Origin of the sequence: Falsiruegeria litorea R37 (assembly GCF_900172225.1) — a bacterium.
GTDB classification, from domain to species: Bacteria; Pseudomonadota; Alphaproteobacteria; order Rhodobacterales; family Rhodobacteraceae; genus Falsiruegeria; species Falsiruegeria litorea.
On sequence record NZ_FWFO01000001.1, the window covers coordinates 902,405 to 921,544 of the forward strand.

Consider the following 19,140-nt stretch of genomic DNA (forward strand, 5'->3'; position numbering starts at 1 on the left):
GCTTGGCGCCCCCTTTCCCCTTCCTTCTCCTCCTCCCAAAAGGATCCCAATCATGCGTTCCGCTGTTATCGTTTCCACCGCCCGTACCGCCATCGGCAAAGCTTTCAAAGGCGCCTTCAACGACACTCATCCTGCTGTTTATGGCGGCCATGCCGTGGCCGAGTCGGTCAAGCGCGCGGGCGTTGATCCGTCTGAAATCGAAGACGTAATCATCGGTAACGCCGTGCCCGAGGGCGCAAATGGCGGCAACTTGGGCCGTCAGGTCGCGATGCGCGCCGGCCTGCCGGCGACGGCGTCGGGCGTGACCGTCAACCGCTTTTGCTCGTCGGGTCTGGAAGCGCTGACTCGCGCCTGTTCGCGCGTGATGGTCGATGGCTGCGACGTGGTTGTTGGTGGCGGTGCGGAAAGCATCTCGCTTGTCATGGGCCGCGACAACACCTTCCGCCTGAAAGAGGATTGGATCGATAACAACGTCCGCGGCTTCTATGATCCGATGATCAAGACCGCCGATACCGTGGCCGAACGTTATGGCATCAGCCGCGAGGCACAGGACGAATTTGCCCTGCAATCGCAGCAGCGCACCGCAGCAGCCCAAGCCGCAGGCAAGTTCGATGATGAGATCGTGCCGATCACCGTCACCAAGGCCAACAAGAACAAGGAAACCGGCGAGATCACTTATGAAGAGGTCACGCTGACACAGGATGAATGCAACCGTCCCTCGACCACTTTGGATAGCCTGCAGGGTCTGAACCCGGTGATGGGCGACGGCAAGTGGATCACCGCCGGCAACGCCTCGCAACTCAGCGACGGTGGCTCGGCGCAGGTCGTGATGGAGGAAAAGCTGGCCGAGAAGCGCGGGCTTGAGCCTCTGGGGCGTTATGTGGGCTATGTCGTGGCTGGTTGCGAGCCCGATGAAATGGGCATTGGCCCGGTCTTTGCCGTGCCGAAGCTGCTGGAACGCAACGGGCTCAAGATGGACGACATCGGTCTGTGGGAACTGAACGAAGCCTTCGCGTCACAGGCCCTCTATTGTCAGCAGAAACTGGGCATCCCGAATGAGATCCTGAACGTCGATGGCGGCGCAATCTCGGTTGGTCACCCCTATGGCATGTCCGGCACCCGCATGGTCGGCCACGCGTTGATCGAAGGTAAGAAGCGCGGCGCGAAATACGTTGTCGCCACCATGTGCATCGGCGGCGGTATGGGCGCGGCTGGCCTGTTTGAGGTGCTGTAATGAGCACCATCAACAAAGTTGCCGTCATCGGCTCGGGCGTTATGGGGGCAGGCATTGCCGCCCATTTCGCCAACGCGGGCGCGGAGGTTGTCCTGCTCGACATTGTCCCCAAGGATACCGAAGATCGCTCGATGCTGGCCAAGGGTGCGGTTGCCCGCATGACCAAAGGCCGCGCGCCGCAATTGGCCGACCAGGCCTATGTCTCGCGTCTGACCTCGGGCAACTTGGACGACGATCTGGAGCAGCTGCGCGATTGTGACTGGGTGGTCGAGGTGGTCCTTGAGGACCTGGCCATCAAGCACGCGCTTTATGGCAAGATAGCGCCCTATCTGCGCGATGATGCGCTGCTCAGCTCGAACACATCGACCATTCCGCTGGCGGATCTGGTGGCCGAGATGGACGAGAGCCTGCGCAAGCGGTTCGTTATCGTCCACTTCTTCAACCCGCCGCGCTACATGCGCCTGATCGAGCTGGTCACCGGACCGGACACCGACCCGGTTGCAGCCGAACGCGCCCGCGCCTTCAGCGACGCGCGCCTGGGCAAGACCGTGGTGCCCTGCAACGATCGCCCCGGTTTTATCGCCAACCGTCTGGGTGGATTGTGGATGAACGCCGCCGCGCGCGAGGCTGTGGCCCGTGGTATCACCGTTGAGGAAGCCGACACCGTTCTGGCGCGTCCCTTTGGCGTGCCTGGCACGGGTGTTTTTGCGCTGATGGACCTGATCGGCGTCGACCTTTTGGGCAAGTCCCGCCTCTCCATGCGCAACCTGCTAGAGGCTGACGATCCGCAGCAGACCCACACCGAGGGGCTGGAGCTGTTCGACAACATGGCCGCCAAGGGGTTGGCTGGTCGCAAGGCAGGTGCGGGCTTTTACAAGCGCAGCAAGGATGAGAACGGCAAGACAGTGGCTCAGGCCGTCGATCTGTTCTCGCTCGAATACCGCGCGCAGGCCAAGGGGCCGGAGCTGGCCAAAACCTTTGGCGTGGATTTCATCGACCAAGCGGGCGATCGTCTGGCCGATTATGCCTGGTCCGTGATGGGACCGACCCTGTCTTATGCGGCCTATTGCGTGCCTGAAATCACCGCCAACCCTGCCGACATCGATGCAGCGATGGAGCTTGGCTATAACTGGCGCATGGGTCCGTTCAAGTTGATCGACAAGATCGGCGCGGACAAGATCGTGGCGCGGCTGAAAGCCGAAGGTCAGGAGGTGCCGCCCTTGCTGGCCTTGGCCGCTGAACGTGGTGGGATCTATTCCGGCAAAGGCCTGGATCGCAAGGTGCTGCTGCCCTCGGGTGAGCAGGCGGACGTGCCGCGTGGGCCGGGTGTGATCTTTGCATCCGACCTGACCGACGTGCCTGTCTTTGCCACCGACGCAGTTGTCCTGCGTGACATGGGCGATGGTGTTGCCTTGCTGACTATCACCGCCCCCAACGCGGCGCTGGACGATCTGGTCATGAACGGCGTGTCAGAGGCTTTGGACGTGGTGGAACGTGACTTCAAGGCGATGGTCATCGGTTCAGACGGCTACCATTTCTCGGTCGGTGCCAACCTGAAAAAGGCGCTGGACCGTGCGGATGCCGGCGAGCTGGATCTGGTCGCGGATCAACTGGCCATCGGTCAAGCGACCATGCGCAAGATCAAATACGCGCCGTTCCCGGTTGTCTCTGCTGCCTGCGGTCTGGCCCTTGGTGGTGGGTGTGAGATCCTGATGCATTCGGATCGTGTGATGGCCTCGCTGGAAAGCAATATCGGTCTGGTAGAGGCCAACGTGGGCCTGCTGCCCGCATGGGGTGGCACCACCGCGCTGCTGCTGCGCAAAACCGCTGAACTGGGCGATCCGGTCAAGGGGGCCGAGGCTGCGTTTGACGTGATCTCTACCGCGCTGATGGTGGGTTCGGCGCCTATGGCACAGAACGCGGGTTACCTGCGTGCAACGGATGGCGTGGTGATGAACCGCGATCGTCTGCTGGCGGATGCCAAAGCGGCGGCACTGGAACTGGCCGAAGGCTACGCCGCCCCGGCCAAGGCCGAAATCACGCTGGACGCCACTGCAATCACCGTCGCGCTGGAGTCGAAACTGGCCGCCTTGGCCGAGGCCACAGCCGACGCGCCTTATACGGTCGAGATCGCCCGTGAAACCGCTCAGGTCCTGGCCGGTGGCACAGGCGGCACGTTGGACGAGGAAGCGCTGCACACGCTCGAAGCCGACGGCATGATGCGTCTGATCGCTCAGGACAAGACCGTCGAGCGCATGCGTCACACCATGACCACCGGCAAACCGCTGAAGAACTGACGGAGGGTACAGATGGACTATCAACTCCCCCAACGGGACATCACGTTCCTGCTTGATGAGGTTCTGAACCTCGACGACACGCTGGCGCTGCCGGGGTATGAGCATTGCGACAAGGACACGTTTTTTGCCGTGGTCGACGCCATCAACGGCTTTGTGCGTGACAACCTGGCGACCTGCAATGAGGCGGGCGACAGCCCCGGTGCTAAGCTGGTCGACGGTCAGGTTTATGCCGCGCCCGGTTTTGGCGATGCCTACAAGGTGTTCTGCGAAGACGGTTGGAACGCGCTCGCGCTTGAGGAAGAATACGGCGGGCAGCAACTGCCCTTTGTCCTGCATGCCGCGCTGCGCGAGGGGATGGCTGGCACCAACCTGGCCTTTGCCCTGATCCACGAGCTGAACTTTGGCGTGGTTGAGGCTCTGATGGCCTATGGTTCGGACGATCAGAAGACGGTTTATGTGCCGCAGCTGACTAATGGAAACTGGGCCGGGACCATGAACCTGACGGAACCGCATTGCGGCACCGATCTGGGTCTGATCCGCACCAAGGCCGTGCAAAACGATGACGGGTCTTATGCCATCACCGGCAACAAGATCTTCATCACCTGGGGCGACCACGACATGTCGGAAAACGTGGCCCACCTGATCCTGGCTCGCGTCGAGGGCGCGCAGCCCGGCCCGCGCGGCCTGTCGCTGTTCCTTGCGCCCAAGTATATGCTGGATGCCGACGGCAACACCACGGATACCCAGAACACGATCACCATCGCCGGGATCGAGAACAAGATGGGCATCCATGGCTCGCCCACCTGCGCGATCTCGTTCGAGGACACCAAGGCCTGGATCGTGGGTGAAGAGGGCAAGGGTCTGGCGGCGATGTTCGTCATGATGAATGCGGCTCGCCTGTCGGTTGGTCAGCAAGGTCTGGGCATTGCCGAGGCGGCCATTCAAACCGCAACCGCCTATGCGCATGAACGCCTGCAGGGTCGCGCGGATGGCGAGGCGTGGAACCCCGCAGGACCAGCCGATCCGCTGGTTGCACACGCCGACGTGCGTCGCCGCCTGCTGACGGCTCAGGGTGAAATGGATGCGGGCCGTGCGTTTGCTTATTTCGGTGCCAGCCTGCTGGACGAAGCGCATCGCTCGGCCACGCCCGAGGCCCGCAAGGCAGCCGACGCCAAGCTGTCGGTTCTGACCCCGGTGTTGAAATCCTACCTCTCCGAGATGGGGTCGCGCATGGCCAACGAGGCGGTGCAGATGCACGGTGGTCACGGCTTCATCAAGGACTACGGTGTCGAACAGCTGGTCCGCGACGTCCGCATCACCGAGATCTATGAGGGCACCAGCGCCGTGCAGGCGCGCGATCTGGTAACCCGCAAGGTGCGTGGTGACAGCGGAGCGGTGATGAAGGGCTTTGTCGCCGATATGCTGGCCGATGCCGATGCCCTGCCTGCTGAACTGGCAGACGTCCAGACCGCACTGCGCGATGCCGCCGCCCGATTGGGCCGCTGCACCGATTGGGTGCTGTCGACGGCGCAGGGCGATGTTCTGTCGGGGGCTTGTGACTATCTTGAGGTGGTCGCGCTCAGCTTCTCGGCGTGGATGGCCGCGCGTATTGCCAAAGCAGCACACGCCGGGACAGGGGCGCAGTCGGCCGATTACTATGCTGACCGTCTCGATTGCGCGCGCGCGCTCTTGGTGCGGGCGTTGCCGCGTGCGCTCAGCCACGAGATGATCTTGCAGGCGGGTGAGCCGGGCATGATCTGCCGCGCGGATCGCTGCATCTGATACGGACCAACATTCATGACATGGGGCGTCCGAGAAATCGGGCGCCCTCTTTTGTTGGGGGTGCGGCGACCTTAGATCAGTCTCAGCAATGGAGGCTGCGCCATGACCGATTGGATCGACTTGAGTTTTGATCTGAACCCCGAGATGTGGATCTATTCGGCGGAAAACTACTCGGACCCGCCCTTTGGCGCGATGAAGTGGACCGATCCGGAGACCAGCCGATATGAGGTCTGGGCGTTGTCCATGGGCACGCAGATGGGCACTCATATCGATGCGCCGTGCCATTTTGTGCCCGGAGCGGCCACGATGGATGCCTTTGACCCGCAACACTGTTTTGGCCGGTTTCGCCGGGTGGATGCAGCGCAGCCGAAGGTGGATCTGTCACCAGAGGGATGGGCAGGGATCACCCATCTGTTTCTGGACGCGCGCGCGGATCACTTGGCTCGGGTCGCGGATATCGAGGCCCTGCTAACTTTGCCGATCCCGATCTGGGTGATGGCAGGCGGCGTGCGTGTCGATCATCCGGACGGGCTGTGGTTTCATCAGCGCATCGCCGGAGCGGGCAAGTTTTTGGTTGAGGATCTGAATGCGGACGATGCGGGCCCTCTGCCCGAGACGGGTGAGATCATCACGACGCCCTTGAAACTCACCGGTTTGAGCGGGTCGCCCACGCGCGTTTTGCTCCGCGGCACATAAAATAACCGAGGCCAGGCAAACGCCCGGCCCCGGTCCAAAGGTCATCTGGTGCTACTCGGAAAACCGCCCGAGAGGAGTGGAGGAGGGGAGGGGGACCCTGCCGTCAAGGCAAGGTCGCCCTCTCAGGCAAACAAACCCAGACGACCCCCGTTTGCTGTGTCTGTGAACCGGTGCAGGTTGGGGAAAAGCGTGTTCAGCGCGCTGTCCTGAACGCCGAACCACAGTGAAAGATCGGCATAGAGCTGGTCGGTCGAAGTGGTCGGGATCAGCACGCCGTCGCCCACATCCTGCAAGTTGTCGTTGCCCAGGCCAAGGCTCGGGTATTCGCCAAAGACGCGGCCGCCCTGAACAGGTGTGCCCATGACGATGGTGTTGCCACCCCAGCCATGGTCGGTGCCGTTCCCGTTCGAGGTCAGGGTGCGGCCAAAGTCGGACCCGGTGAAGGTCACGACACGGTCGTCGATCTCCATCTCTTCCAGCGAATGCTGGAACTCACCCAAGGCCCGCGACAGAACACTCAGCATGTAACCTTGGTTGTTAAGCAACTCGTCGTGGTGGTCCCAACCGATATAGCGCAGGAAGAACGTCTGCTGCTGCAACCCCAACCGGTCCGCGGCCTTGATGGTGCGGGCGACCATGCGCAGCTGTTGGCTCAGATCACTGCCCGAAAAGCGGCCCGGCGCCTTGATGCCTTTCGTGGCGTCACGGAAGACCTCGTGCTTGGCTTGCGCGTCGCGGGTGAGGCCCAGATAGGTCTCCATGAACGGGTCGCCTGCGTAATCTTCGTTCATCAGCTTGGTGAAGCTATCCAGAAGTACCTCGTTCAGCTGGCTCTTCTCTTCCTTGACATAGAGGCCAACCGACCCCTCGGACTTGATCGAATAAGGCAGGTTGTGCGCGCCGTTCTGCTGGATGTTGTGACCGGCCAGCGAAATGTTCATCGGGATTTCATGTGCGGACAGGCTGGGCTGCAATTGATCGGCGAAATGGCCAAACCAGCCCTGGTTTTCGCGTACGTCCGGGCGCGAGGTTTGCCAGTGCTTGAACTGATCCGCGTGGCTGAGCAAACCAAGCGGAAGTTGCGCTGAACCATCATAGAATTGCTCCTTGCGCAGCCGTTCGACCAGCGGGCCGACGTTGGCGACAAAGGCGAGTTTCTTGCGGTTGTAGAGCTTTTGCACCTCGGGCATCGACGCGTGCAGGCCAAAGCTGCGGCCTGCCGCGTCGTCGGGGCCATCCAGACCCAGCAATTCGCGCCGTGCGATGGCCAGGTTGCCCCGGGTGCGGCTGTATTGCTTGTGATGGGTGCGGTCGGTGGGCACCAGCATATTGTAGCTGTCGTTGCCCCCGTCGAGCATGATGAACACCAGTGCCTTGCGCTGCGGTGTGATCATAGCGCCCGAGGCGCGCGCCAGGCCGGGCAGGCCCATGGTCATGGCGGCGGTGCCTGCCATGGCAAGACCACTGGAGTGCAGGAAACCGCGACGTGTGAATTCGGGATGGGACATGGTTCAGGCCTCCTGCACGGTGAATTCGGGGGAAATGGCGATCATGAAGGCGATGGTTTGCACCACCCATGCGGGATTGTCGGAAAATTGCGCAAAGGCCGCTTTGATACGTGCCTTGGCCTTTTGAGACGTGCGACCTGTGAGCAGGATCGACATCTGATCAATCAACGCATCGCGCTTGGCCGCAGATTTTGCTGATGCGATCTCGGCTTTCAGATCGAACCGCAAGGCGTCATTTTTCTGTGCCCAGAGGGTATCTGGATACATCTCCATGACCATTTTCTGCTCGGCCCCAGACCCGATCTGGGTCGAGACCAGCGGCAGGAAACCTCCAAAGAACCAATAGTACATTTGATTGACGTAAGCGACCGAAGTGGCCGAGGTGTGCAGCTCAAACTCGGGCGCGACCATTCCGGCGTTCTGCAGCGGACCATGAGGGGCAAAGTCGGGCTTGTAGAAATTGAACACCGTGGGTGCCGACATCGGGTGCATCTGCAGTTCTTCTTGCAGATCATCCCCGAGCAGCCACAGCTTGCCGCTGGTGTTGTGGGCGTTGAATGCCAGCAAAAGCTGGGTCACGCGGTGCAGCGGCGATTTCAATTTTTGCGATTGCACCATCTTGTCCCCGGCCTTGCGGGCCGTCGGCAAGCGGTTGTCCGTCACCTCATTGATCAACGGATAAGTCAGCACCGCCTCAAGCGTGGCCTTCAGGTCGCCCTTGGGACCAAACGCCTTGGCCACGGCGCGGATGTAAGCAGGTGAGGGGTTCGAGGTCACAAGCCGGTTGATCAGGTTGCGCGCGATGAATGGCGCGGTTGATGGGTGTGCCACCAGCTGCTCTACCAATGAACGGATCTCGCGCGGGCCTTTTTGACCGCCGGGCAGCGTCAGCTTGCCCCCCAGCAGGTTTTTGGCGCCGCGATCATGGAAATCCTCATCGACCACCATCGGCTTTGTGGCGTCGATGAAGGGCACGGTTTTGTATGCTTTTTCGACATCGTCATCAAAACCAACCGGATAACCGTTGTACGAGCTTTCCCAGAAACTGTTGGTCCATTCGTATTCATAGGCTGCGGGCAGTAGGCCGGTGAACACTCGGGCGAGTTCCTTGATATCGCGGTTGTCATAGGTCGGGATCGGTTTGCCGCCCCCGTCCAGTTTTTCCGACCCGTCCTGGTTCAGCTCGAACAGGCCGATCGAAAACAGCTGCATGATCTCGCGCGCATAGTTTTCATCCGGGTGGATGTTTTTGCGCTTGTTGGCTTTCTGGTTGAGCATGTGAGACAGGTAAATGCCCATCATCGGATGCATCGACACGTCGTAAAGCAGATCAACATACGAGCCAAAGGCGTGTTTGTAGAGCAGGTCATAGTAGCTGGCAAAACCAATGGCATCGAGTTCCAGCGAGGATTGGTCCGAGATCACCAGAACCTCACCCAAGGCCTGTGCCATACGCTGACGCAGCAGATCGTCCTTGCTGCTGAGCGTGTGATCCCACCAGGCCATGTGGAAGTACCATTTGTAGGGCAGGGCGGGGTTGTTGCCATCGCCATTGATCGCGTGCTCGCCATGAGCCGCGACAAGCCGCTTGCGAAAATCCTTCCAGATCGCGCGGGTCGCGTTTTCAAACGTGCGTCCAGAGTTCGGCTTGTGGTCAAGTTGATCTGAAAGCCAGGGCTTGATCCCCTGCGCGCTCACCCTGTCCAAAAGCGTCTGATCGGCCCCAAGTGTGGCTTGCATCAGAAACCGGCTGGTGTCTTCCAATGTGTTTTTCATGTTGATGGCTTTGCCTCGACTGTGCGGAGGGGGGCAGGTGAGCTGCAACTCCTCCAGTTATCTGTCATATATGACAAGTTAAGGTTTTCAATGCGCAAAGCAAGGTGACAGAACGAAAAAGACCCCGCCTGAGCGGGGTCTTTGTGCGGGTTTTTGCCTACGTCACTTATTTGGGCGCGTAGTTCATTTTCATGGTTGGGTTGTTGTCGCCGGTATATTCGAACACTGCTTCGTCATAAGTCGGAGGCGCGGTTGCGCCGGCGTTGTTGGAGTAACCCCAGCCCTCTTCCGGAACGGCGCCTTTCATTTCAAACTGGCCATTGTCGTTGGCATCGTGATGCAACATGATGGCATAGCTGCCGGCCTCCAGTCCGGGAAGAACACCAGTGACAGAACCCTCGGTTGCGGGAATTTTCACATAGCTTACCATTTTGGCGAACATGTTGTTTTCGAACGCGCGTTGATCGTTGAACGCCAGAACGTGGATTGAACCGCCGGATGCATCGACACCGTCGATGGTTACTTCCATGTCGGCTAGAGCAGCGGTCGTCGACAAAGTCGACGCGAACAAAGCGCCACTCAGAATGGGTGTCAGTTTCATGGTCTTTTCCTCACTTGCTAAAATGAACGGGTCGGGGATCAGAACCCGTATGGATTGATGCCAACCAGTTGAGAGATGTCGAAATAGATGCCGAACAGTCGCCACGCGAGGTCCTGAACCACGTAGTAGGCTCCCAAAGAGAACCACATCACGGTGACGGTCCAGAACAGCGGTGGATTTTCGCGGATGTTCACGATTTCCCCGATAAAGGCCTCACCCGCGATGAACGAGGTGTAAGCCCACCACAGGAACAGCGACCCCCAGACCCAGAAATGGCCAAAGAGTGTCGCCAGAAGCAGCGCGACAACAGTCAGCCACGTGACCGGGTGGTTGGTTAGGTACTTCATTGAATTCCCTTACTTTTTAAGCATCGGCGCAACGGCCTTCTTGAATTTCTCACCGAAAGGCGCCCGCAAAGGTTTGAACGGCCCGTCCATATTGATCTGCTTGTAGACGGACTTTTCATGGCTAAAGAGCTTGAAGCCGTGGTGGCCGTGATAAGCGCCCATGCCCGACGGACCAACGCCGCCAAACGGCAGGCTTTGCTGGGTCGAATGCATGATGGTGTCGTTGATGCAAGCGCCGCCCGATGTGGTATTGGACAGAACCTTGTCCTGCTCGCCTGCGTCTTTCGAGAAGACATACAGAGCAAGGGGACGGGGGCGGGCGTTCACGAATGTGATGGCTTGTTCGACCGTGTCATAGGGGATGACTGGCAGGATCGGGCCAAAGATCTCGTCTGTCATCACGTCCAGGTCAGGAGAAGGGTCGACGATGATGGTGGGCGGCATGACCTTTTCGTTCGAGCCGTCAAAGCTCTCATTGGCAGGGTTCACCTCGATCACTTCAGCGCCGCTGTCGCGGGCCTGCTGAACTAGCGCCTTTAACCGGTCGTGCTGACGGTCGGATACGATATGGGTGTAGTCCTGATTGCCCTGCAGGGTCGGATAAGCAGCGGCCATCTTGGTTTTGACTTGGTTCACAAAGTCACCAACCTTGGCGCGTGGGACCAAGGCATAGTCGGGCGCCAGGCAGACCTGGCCTGCGTTGAACAGTTTACCTGCCGTGATCCGCGAAGTTGCCACATCCATGTCGGCGTTGTTGGTCACGATGGCGGGCGACTTACCGCCCAGTTCCAAAGTCACGGGAACCAAGTTGTCGGCGGCAGCATGCAGGATGTGCTTGCCGATCGAGGTCGCCCCCGTGAACAGCATGTGGTCGAACGGCAGCTTGGTAAAGTTCACACCGGTTTCCACGCCACCAGTGATCACCGCTGCCTCGTTGGCCGAGAATTTCTCTTCGATCAACTGCTTCATCAGGGCCGAGGTGTTTGGTGTGAATTCCGACGGCTTCAACATAACCGAGTTGCCGGCAGCAAAGGCTTCCCCCATTGGGCCGATGGCCAAGTAGATCGGGAAGTTCCAAGGCGATACGATGCCAATGACACCCAAGGGCTGGTATTCGATCCGGGCCTTGCCGCCGAAAATGTTCAGCGGGAAATCAACTTTGGCTTTGGTCGGTTTCATCCATTGGGCCAAATGGGACTTGGCATGCTTGAGTTCGGTCAGCGTGCCGCCGATATCGGCGATCAGTGTCTCGGCCCTGCTGCGGTTGCCGAAGTCTGCAGAAACAGCGTCACAAAGAGCGTCCTGGTTGTCGGCGATCAGATCGATCAGACGGTTGATGCGATCAATCCGTTCGTTCAGCGAGGGGGCTCCGGAGGTCAGGAAATGCGAACGCTGCGCTTCGAGCAGGCTCAGCATGTCCGCGTTCAGATTTGGGTCGTGCTTGGTCATTTTAGTCTCCCTTGGGGCTCCTGGGCGCGGTGTCACCGAGGTCAGTCACCACGCCCAGGAAATTGTTAGTTTTCTATGCAGCTTTGTTGCCCACCATCTCTTCGAATTGTTTTTTGTCAAGATTGTAAAACAAAAGGAAAACGATGGACGCTACGTAGATCATGACTGTGAGCAGCGCGTAGTTGATGCCGAGGCTGCTGATGATCTCAGGTGTCAGGTTGCTTTGGTCGGGTGCCGATGGGAAACCAACGAAGGCCAGGAACATGCCCGAGACCGCCAAGCCGCCCGCTGTACCTGCTTTTAGGATGAAGGTGATCGAAGCAGTGATGATCCCTTCGTTCTGGAACCCGGACTTGTGCAGGCCAACCTCTACCACATCCGCAGTCATCGAGGTCAGCACCGAAGAGGTCCAGACAATCACACCAACCTGAATGATACCGTGCGCAAACAGGACATAGAGCAGGGCCTCAGTGCCATTGGCAGGGAACAGATCCAGCCAGCGCAGCAGATAGGGGCCAGCGCCGATGATGGTCGACAGGATCGACAAGTTGATTGCCGCGGCCTTCTTGTTGTCACGGTTGGACAGCACCTTGATCAGGAAACCCGCAATCAGCGCGCCTGCCAAATTCGCCAACAGGATGAGCGAGATCTGATCGTTACTGAGCTCCCAGTAAAAGCTCATCAGATAGGTCCACAGAGCGGCGGCAACGCCGGATCCGATCGCGTAGACTGCCGATGACAGGAAGATTGCGCGCAATGCGGGAAGACCTGCGGCCGAGGCAAACTGACGAAAGAAGCCACCGGCGCCTTTGGTCGGCTCATGGGCGATTTCGGTCATCTGATCTTTGTAGGAGTAGAGACCCAGGGCGGAGATCAGGATTGCGCCACCGATAAGGAAAGCACTGACAAGCCCAGCTTCCTGGTATCCGGCCTGGTTCAGAATGCCGTAAGGCATGAAGTCGGTCGGCACGAGCCAGATGGTGTACATCGCGATCACGATGATCTGACCGGCGATCCACGTCACTGAGACCTTGTGCCCCGACAACAGGGTCCGAGCGTTGTAGTCGCTGGTCAGTTCCGGCAGCATCGCGTTGTGCGGTACATCATACAGTGTCATCGAAAAGCGCAGTCCGATGGTGGTCAGCAACAGGAACCAGAACAGCTGCCCATCGGTGGTCAGGGATGCGGGCGGATTCCAGATCAGCCAGAACAGGAAAGCGGTCGGTACAATCGACAGAAAGATGAACGGATGCCGCTTGCCCATCCGCGATTTCCAGTTGTCCGACAGATAGCCCACAACCGGGTCCGAAATCGCGTCAAAGACCAGCGCGATCGAAAGGGCAAAACCCACAACCTCGGCCGGAAGTCCGATGACCAGGTTGTAATAGATGAGCAGAAAGAAGCTCAAACCATTTGAGAATACGCCGTTGGCGACACCGCCCAAGCCGTAGAACAGTTGCATCTTGCCGGGCGTGCCGGCGGTTTGGGTCTTCATTTTCTTTCCTCCCTGGTCCCGTTCACTGATATATTTTCATAGTTGATTGTTTTGAGGTTAGTGAACGTTCATGATATCTTGAATTTAGACACAGGTTGAATTACTTGTCAAAGGCGATAGTTTGTCATTCATGATAGTAAATGGATAAAGACGCGCGCCCGCTGAGAAGAGAGAGGAGATTCTCGTGACTTTAGATTGCTCTATGCCAGAACACGCCACCCAGATCCTGCCGCGTGAGGCCTATACCTCGCAGGAATGGTTCGACCGTGAAATGAAGGAATTGTTCGCCAAGACCTGGGGATTCGCAGGTCTCGCCAAGGATGTAGCCAACCCCGGTGACTATATGACGGCCCAGGTCGGGACCTTCACCTTGTTTGTGATTCGCGGATCGGATGGCGAGCTGCGCGCGTTCCACAACATCTGCCGCCACCGGGGAACCGAGCTGGTGGATCGTGGCTGTGGCAACAAGGGTAAAACCATCGTTTGTCCCTATCACCGCTGGACATTCGGTCTGGATGGCGCGCTGCGCGGTGTGCCGGATCAAAAGGCGCTGTTCCCGGATTTTGACAAGAAGGAAAACGGCCTGCACCCTGCGTCAGTGGGGGAATTCAAAGGCCTGGTCTTTGTCAGCCCGGAACCTGATCTCAGCTTTGATGCCTACCTGAGCACCATCCCCGAGGTGGTCTGGCCGCATGATCTGAACAACCCCGAGTTGGTGCAGGCGCAGGAAAAGATCGTCTACGAGATGGAGTGCAACTGGAAGGTTTTCTTCGAGAACGCCATTGACGGTTATCACCTGCTTTACCTGCATGAACACACGTTGGGCGGCCCCCACCCGGAAAAGAACGTCTGGGAGCCGCATGGCGATCACCAGGTTTGGTATTCGACCGAACAGGAAAACATCAAAAGCCGGATCCCGCAGTACGTTGCACAGCAACTGCAAAAGATGCGGCTCAAGCCGCTCGTTCACGCAGGCGAGCATGGGTATGGCGGCGTCTATGCGATGTTCCCGACCACCTTGGTGGTGACGTCGCCCTATTCCTTCTCGCTGTCGATCATGCACCCGACCGGGCCGAACACCACACGCCTGGAAGTCCTGAGCTGGATGCCCAAGGCACGACTAAAGGCAATGGGTGGGCTCAAGCACGTCCCGGGCTATGACAAGACAACCGGCACTATCAAATCCTCGCATTGGAAGGTGCACCCGCTGGAAACCGGTGATTTCCAGACCGAGGATGTATATGTCGCCGAAAAAATGCAGCGTTCGCTGCAGTCTCCTAAATATTCTGTAGGTCAACTGGCCAGCGGACCGGGTGCGGAATCGCCGCTGACATACTTCCAGCAGTGTGTTCGGAACTACGTGCCAGAAGAGTGAGTTAAAGACGACAACGGGTCGGATCGTCACGGATCCGGCCCGCTTCCCTTAGAACAAAAAAATGCGCCCAGGGGCGGGCGCAAGTTTCGGGGTTCCAGCGGCGCGATGGTTGGGAGAAACCACCGCGCCTTCGCGAGATATCACTGAGTGGCGTGTGTCTTCTCGCGGCGCGTACAGACCTCGATGATCTCACGCTTTTGGATCTTTCCGGTCGGCCCTTTTGGCAGGCTGTCCCAGATCTCGATGTCCTTTGGAATCTTGAAGTTGGCGATCTTGCCCCGGCAAAACGCGCGCAGCTCTTCGCCTGTGGTGGTCTGGCCATCAACCAGTGTCACGGTCGCATGGATGCGGTCGCCCCATTTGGGATCGGGCAGGCCAAAGACGCTGACCTCATCCACCGCCTCATGCTCGGCCAGGCAGTTTTCGATCTCGACCGGGAAAATGTTGTAGCCACCCGATTTGATACGGAACTTGGCCCGATCCATCAGATAGACGTACCCTTCGGCGTCCTGCGCGGCGATGTCACCAGTGTAGAGCCAGCCATCGCGCACCGTCTCGGTATATTTCACGTCCTGATTCCAATAGCCGGGGATCACGTAGGGCGTGCGGATGAGCAGCTCTCCGGCCTTGCCTTGGGGCAGATCGTTGCCCTCGTCGTCGATGATCCGGGTTTCTACAAAATAGAGCGGGCGGCCGGCACTGGCGAGGCAATTGTGATCGGCGTTCAAGGCAAGGTCATGGTCGGTCGCTGTCAGCATCATCGACATGCCCATCAACTCGGTCGTGCCATACATCTGCAGGAACGAACAGCCAAAGGCCTGCACGGCCTCGCGCACCGTGGCGGGCGGGATCGGGGCCGAGCCATAGCCGAGCTGGCGCATGGACGAGACGTCGTATTTGCCGATCAGGCCGGAACTCAGCAGGCTGTTGAGCATCGTCGGCACCAGGACGCAGATCGAGCATTTCTCGCGTTCGATCAATTGCAGGGCCCGTTCCGCATCCCATTCGCCGATGATTGCGCAGGTGTTGCCGTGAAAGATGTTGCGCAGCAGATGCATGATCGGCACGCCTGAGGCGGGCATCGCGTGCAGCCAGACGTCATCGGGCGTGGCCCCTTCGGACAGAGCAATGGCGGCCATGGATTCGATCATCTGGCGATGCGGATAGATTGCGCCTTTCGGCAGGCCGGTTGATCCGGTGGTGTAGCAGATCATCAGTCGCTCGTGCTGCGACAGGCTGAGTGGTTCGTCTGCCGTGCCTTCGGCGATCAGGGCCTCATAGTCGTCTGACAGATCGTGTCCGCCACCAATGCCGATCAGGCGCGGCTGTCGATCCGAATGGGCCAGCGCCTCTTTGGCCCCATCGACCAGTTCCGCCTGGACAAAGATTTGATCTACACCGGCGTCGTCGATCAACGCGCCCAACTCGGGCGGGGCAAGGCGATAGTTCAACCCGACCCGAACCGCGCCCGCCTTGGCGCAGGCCCCGATGGTTTCGACCACCTCGATGCTGTCTTTCAGGATCACACCGATCCGATCGCCAGGGCGCACGCCCCAACCCCGCAGAACGCGGCCAAGCGCATCCGTGCGCTGATCCAATTCCCGCCAAGTGCGGCGGCGGTCAATCTCGACATAGGCCTCGCGGTCGCCAAAGTTGCGCGCGTTTCGGTTGATCAATTCGCCTAGCGTCAGCATGTCTGTCCGTGCAATCCTGATATCTTGCCGCAAGGCAAGTTAGTGAACGTTCGCTATAGCATCCATGTGGACAACCGCATTTGTCAATTTCTTTTTTGAGACAGACCGTGCCTTTGCATAGGGCCATGCAATGCAACGCTTTTCGCCGCCCTGAATGTCGCTATGATCCGGAAAGGGGGCAGATCCGCCCCGGAGACTGCACCCGTGATCGAATTACGAGACCTGGAATTGCTTAGCGCGTTAGCGCGGCATCGGCACTTTGCCAAGGCGGCCGAGGATTGCGGGATTTCGCAGCCTGCGTTCTCCATGCGGATCCGAAATCTCGAGGACCGGTTGGGTGTCTCCATCGTCAAGCGCGCCAATCGGTTTCAGGGGCTGACCGAAGAGGGCGAAATGATCGTCCGACGGGCGCGGCGCATCCTGTTGGACACCAAAGCGCTGGAGCAAGAGGTGCTGGCGGTCAAGGGTGAGATCACAGGAACCTTGGTCCTGGGGGTGATTCCCACGGCTTTGGCCTTTACCGGCCGGTTGGTGAGGCGACTGCATCAGGCGCACCCAAAGATCGTGCCGCGCATCGATTCCATGTCCTCGGCCACAATCCAGAAGCGGTTGGACGAGGGCACGATTGATGCGGGCGTTACCTATGGTGACAGCATCGGTACAGATCTTCGTTCGGTTCAGCCACTCTATGAAGAGACCTATGTCCTGCTTGTTCCCGAGCACATGACCAGCGAAACGGGACCAATTCCCTGGGCGCGCGTGGCCGAGTTTCCACTTTCGATGCTTGAGCCTCAGATGCAGAACCGGCGCATTCTGGATCGCATCTTTGCCGAACTTGGCCTGCATCCTCAGGTGGTTGCGGAAAGCAGCGGGTTTACCGCCTCGATGGTCATGGCGCGCGAAGGGTTGGCAGCAACGGTGGTGCCGCGTGTCTTGGTGCGCGCTTTGGGGAACCTAAAGGGCACAAGGGTCTTGCCGTTGATTGCGCCCGAGGTCAGCAAGCCCATCTGCTTGGCCACGCTGACGCGTGACCCGGAACTGCCAACGGTTGCCGCATTGAGGCGCGTGGTGACGTCTTTACGGTGATAAGGTGTCGTTATCGTGTGATTGCGATTTGCGATTTGACGATATGCTATTCTGATGAGAGACGGAGCGTCAATCGGAGGGCATCATGGCACCATTAGATACCAAGCCATCAAACGCACCCAAGGGCGTTTGGAAGTCAGGTAAAGGCAAAGGGCGGCACACGCCCAAAGGCCGTCAGTTTTCGGATGAAGCGCAGGCAGAGATCACGCGCCTGTTGGGCGATCGCCCACGCCGCCGGGATCTGTTGATTGAATTTCTGCATCTGATCCAGGATGCCCATGGCCACATCAGCGCCGACCACATTGCCGCTTTGGCGGTTGAGATGCGTCTGGGGCAGGCTGAGATTTATGAGACCGCTACCTTCTACGCGCATTTTGATGTGGTGAAAGAAGACGAGACGCCTCCACCCGCTCTGACCATCCGCGTCTGCGACTCGCTGTCGTGCGAAATGGCTGGGGCTGCGCAGTTGCAAAAGGCGCTTGAAGATGGCCTTGATCCCACTCAGGTCCGCGTCCTCCGCGCGCCCTGCATGGGCCGTTGCGACACTGCCCCGGTGCTTGAGATCGGCCACAACCACATCGATAACGCCACACCTGAAAAGGTGCAGGCGGCGATTGCGGCGGATGACACCCACGCCCATATCCCCGACTACGAAACCTACGACGCCTATGTGGCTGAAGGCGGCTATGCCAAATTGACAGAGCTGCGCGAAGGCGGCGACTGGGAAGCGGTGCAGGATGATGTCCTGTCCTCGGGCCTGCGGGGTCTGGGCGGTGCGGGCTTCCCGTCGGGTAAGAAATGGGGCTTTGTTCGCATGAACGAAGGGCCGCGCTACCTGGCCGTGAACGGCGACGAGGGCGAACCGGGCACCTTCAAGGACCGTTATTATCTGGAGCGCACGCCGCATGTCTTCCTTGAGGGCATGTTGATCGCTGCCTGGGCGGTCGAGGCCGAAACTTGCTTCATCTATATGCGCGACGAATATCCGGCGGTGCTGAAAATTCTCGCCACCGAAATTGCGGCGCTTGAAGCTGCGGGGATTGTCGAGCCCGGTTACATCGACCTGCGCCGGGGCGCCGGTGCCTACATCTGCGGCGAAGAATCCGCGATGATCGAATCCATCGAGGGCAAAAAGGGCCTGCCGCGCCACCGCCCGCCATTTGTGGCGCAGGTCGGCGTGTTCAACCGGCCCACGCTGGTTCACAACGTCGAGACGCTTTATTGGGTCTCAAAGATCTGCCGCGAGGGGCCGCAGATCCTGAATTCTGTTGAAAAGAATGGCCGCAAGGGGCTGCGCAGCTACTCGGTCTCGGGTCGTGTTGCGAACCCGGGTGTGTTCCTGCTGCCCGCAGGGTCGACCATTCTTGACGTGATTGATGCGGCGGGGGGTATGGCTGATGGCCATGCATTCAAGGCGTATCAACCGGGCGGGCCGTCGTCGGGCCTTCTCCCCTCTAGCATCGACGACGTCCCGCTCGACTTTGACACTCTGCAACCGCTTGGCACCTTTATCGGCTCGGCTGCGGTTGTGGTTCTGTCCGATCAGGACACCGCCCGCGATGCGGCGCTGAACATGCTGCGCTTCTTCGAAGACGAAAGCTGCGGCCAGTGTACGCCATGCCGGGCTGGCTGCGAAAAGGCGGTCAAGTTGATGCAGGCCGACAAGTGGGATCAGGACCTGCTCGAGGACCTGTGCCAGGTCATGGGCGATGCCTCGATCTGTGGTCTGGGGCAGGCGGCTCCGAATCCGATCCGCCTGGTCATGAAACACTTTGCTGACGAAATCTGAGGGAGACAGAG

At 59.3% G+C, this 19,140-nt stretch carries 14 protein-coding genes; 7 read left to right on the plus strand and 7 right to left on the minus strand.

Going from position 1 to position 19,140, the window contains the following annotated elements; all coding sequences use genetic code 11:
• The first annotated feature begins 52 nt into the window (after nt 1-52).
• The 4 genes from TRL7639_RS04510 (at nt 53) to TRL7639_RS04525 (ending at nt 6,009) form a co-directional block, all read left to right on the plus strand.
• Complete coding sequence (locus TRL7639_RS04510) at nt 53-1,234, plus strand: acetyl-CoA C-acyltransferase (RefSeq protein WP_085794578.1); 1,182 nt, start codon at nt 53-55, stop codon at nt 1,232-1,234.
• Nucleotides 1,234-3,531: a 3-hydroxyacyl-CoA dehydrogenase/enoyl-CoA hydratase family protein gene (locus tag TRL7639_RS04515; protein WP_085794579.1), complete on the plus strand. Its 2,298-nt coding sequence runs from the start codon at nt 1,234-1,236 to the stop codon at nt 3,529-3,531. The genes TRL7639_RS04510 and TRL7639_RS04515 overlap by 1 nt, the downstream gene beginning before the upstream one ends.
• 12 nt (nt 3,532-3,543) lie before the next feature.
• Nucleotides 3,544-5,313: an acyl-CoA dehydrogenase family protein gene (locus TRL7639_RS04520; RefSeq protein WP_085794580.1), complete on the plus strand. Its 1,770-nt coding sequence runs from the start codon at nt 3,544-3,546 to the stop codon at nt 5,311-5,313.
• 102 nt (nt 5,314-5,415) lie between these two features.
• Nucleotides 5,416-6,009: a cyclase family protein gene (locus tag TRL7639_RS04525; RefSeq protein ID WP_085794581.1), complete on the plus strand. Its 594-nt coding sequence runs from the start codon at nt 5,416-5,418 to the stop codon at nt 6,007-6,009.
• A 122-nt stretch (nt 6,010-6,131) separates the two neighbouring features.
• Here the strand turns inward: TRL7639_RS04525 and TRL7639_RS04530 are convergent, their stop codons facing one another.
• From TRL7639_RS04530 to TRL7639_RS04555, 6 genes are all read right to left on the minus strand, one after another.
• The gene (locus TRL7639_RS04530) at nt 6,132-7,517 is read right to left on the minus strand and encodes a DUF1501 domain-containing protein (RefSeq protein ID WP_207559637.1); all 1,386 of its coding nucleotides are present in this window, start codon (nt 7,515-7,517) and stop codon (nt 6,132-6,134) included.
• A gap of 3 nt (nt 7,518-7,520) precedes the next feature.
• Nucleotides 7,521-9,293 carry a DUF1800 family protein gene (locus TRL7639_RS04535; protein ID WP_085794582.1) on the minus strand — a complete coding sequence of 591 codons (1,773 nt, stop codon included), beginning with the start codon at nt 9,291-9,293 and terminating at the stop codon, nt 7,521-7,523.
• A gap of 166 nt (nt 9,294-9,459) precedes the next feature.
• The gene (locus TRL7639_RS04540) at nt 9,460-9,894 is read right to left on the minus strand and encodes a DUF2141 domain-containing protein (protein ID WP_085794583.1); all 435 of its coding nucleotides are present in this window, start codon (nt 9,892-9,894) and stop codon (nt 9,460-9,462) included.
• A 38-nt stretch (nt 9,895-9,932) separates the two neighbouring features.
• Complete coding sequence (locus tag TRL7639_RS04545) at nt 9,933-10,241, minus strand: hypothetical protein (RefSeq protein ID WP_085794584.1); 309 nt, start codon at nt 10,239-10,241, stop codon at nt 9,933-9,935.
• 9 nt (nt 10,242-10,250) lie between these two features.
• Nucleotides 10,251-11,690: a coniferyl aldehyde dehydrogenase gene (locus TRL7639_RS04550; protein WP_085794585.1), complete on the minus strand. Its 1,440-nt coding sequence runs from the start codon at nt 11,688-11,690 to the stop codon at nt 10,251-10,253.
• A gap of 73 nt (nt 11,691-11,763) precedes the next feature.
• On the minus strand, nt 11,764-13,185 hold the full coding sequence (locus TRL7639_RS04555) for an MFS transporter (protein ID WP_085794586.1): 1,422 nt from the start codon (nt 13,183-13,185) through the stop codon (nt 11,764-11,766).
• A gap of 184 nt (nt 13,186-13,369) precedes the next feature.
• Between TRL7639_RS04555 and TRL7639_RS04560 the strand changes: the two genes are divergently transcribed.
• The gene (locus TRL7639_RS04560; RefSeq protein ID WP_085794587.1) at nt 13,370-14,560 is read left to right on the plus strand and encodes an aromatic ring-hydroxylating oxygenase subunit alpha; all 1,191 of its coding nucleotides are present in this window, start codon (nt 13,370-13,372) and stop codon (nt 14,558-14,560) included.
• Nucleotides 14,561-14,700: 140 nt separating this feature from the next.
• Here TRL7639_RS04560 and TRL7639_RS04565 read toward each other — a convergent pair whose 3' ends face one another.
• On the minus strand, nt 14,701-16,254 hold the full coding sequence (locus TRL7639_RS04565; protein WP_085794588.1) for a class I adenylate-forming enzyme family protein: 1,554 nt from the start codon (nt 16,252-16,254) through the stop codon (nt 14,701-14,703).
• Nucleotides 16,255-16,458: 204 nt separating this feature from the next.
• Between TRL7639_RS04565 and TRL7639_RS04570 the strand changes: the two genes are divergently transcribed.
• Entirely contained in the window at nt 16,459-17,340 is an 882-nt protein-coding gene (locus TRL7639_RS04570) for a LysR family transcriptional regulator (RefSeq protein ID WP_085794589.1), read from the plus strand.
• A gap of 85 nt (nt 17,341-17,425) precedes the next feature.
• Nucleotides 17,426-19,129 carry an NAD(P)H-dependent oxidoreductase subunit E gene (locus tag TRL7639_RS04575; protein ID WP_085794590.1) on the plus strand — a complete coding sequence of 568 codons (1,704 nt, stop codon included), beginning with the start codon at nt 17,426-17,428 and terminating at the stop codon, nt 19,127-19,129.
• Nucleotides 19,130-19,140 lie beyond the last annotated feature (11 nt).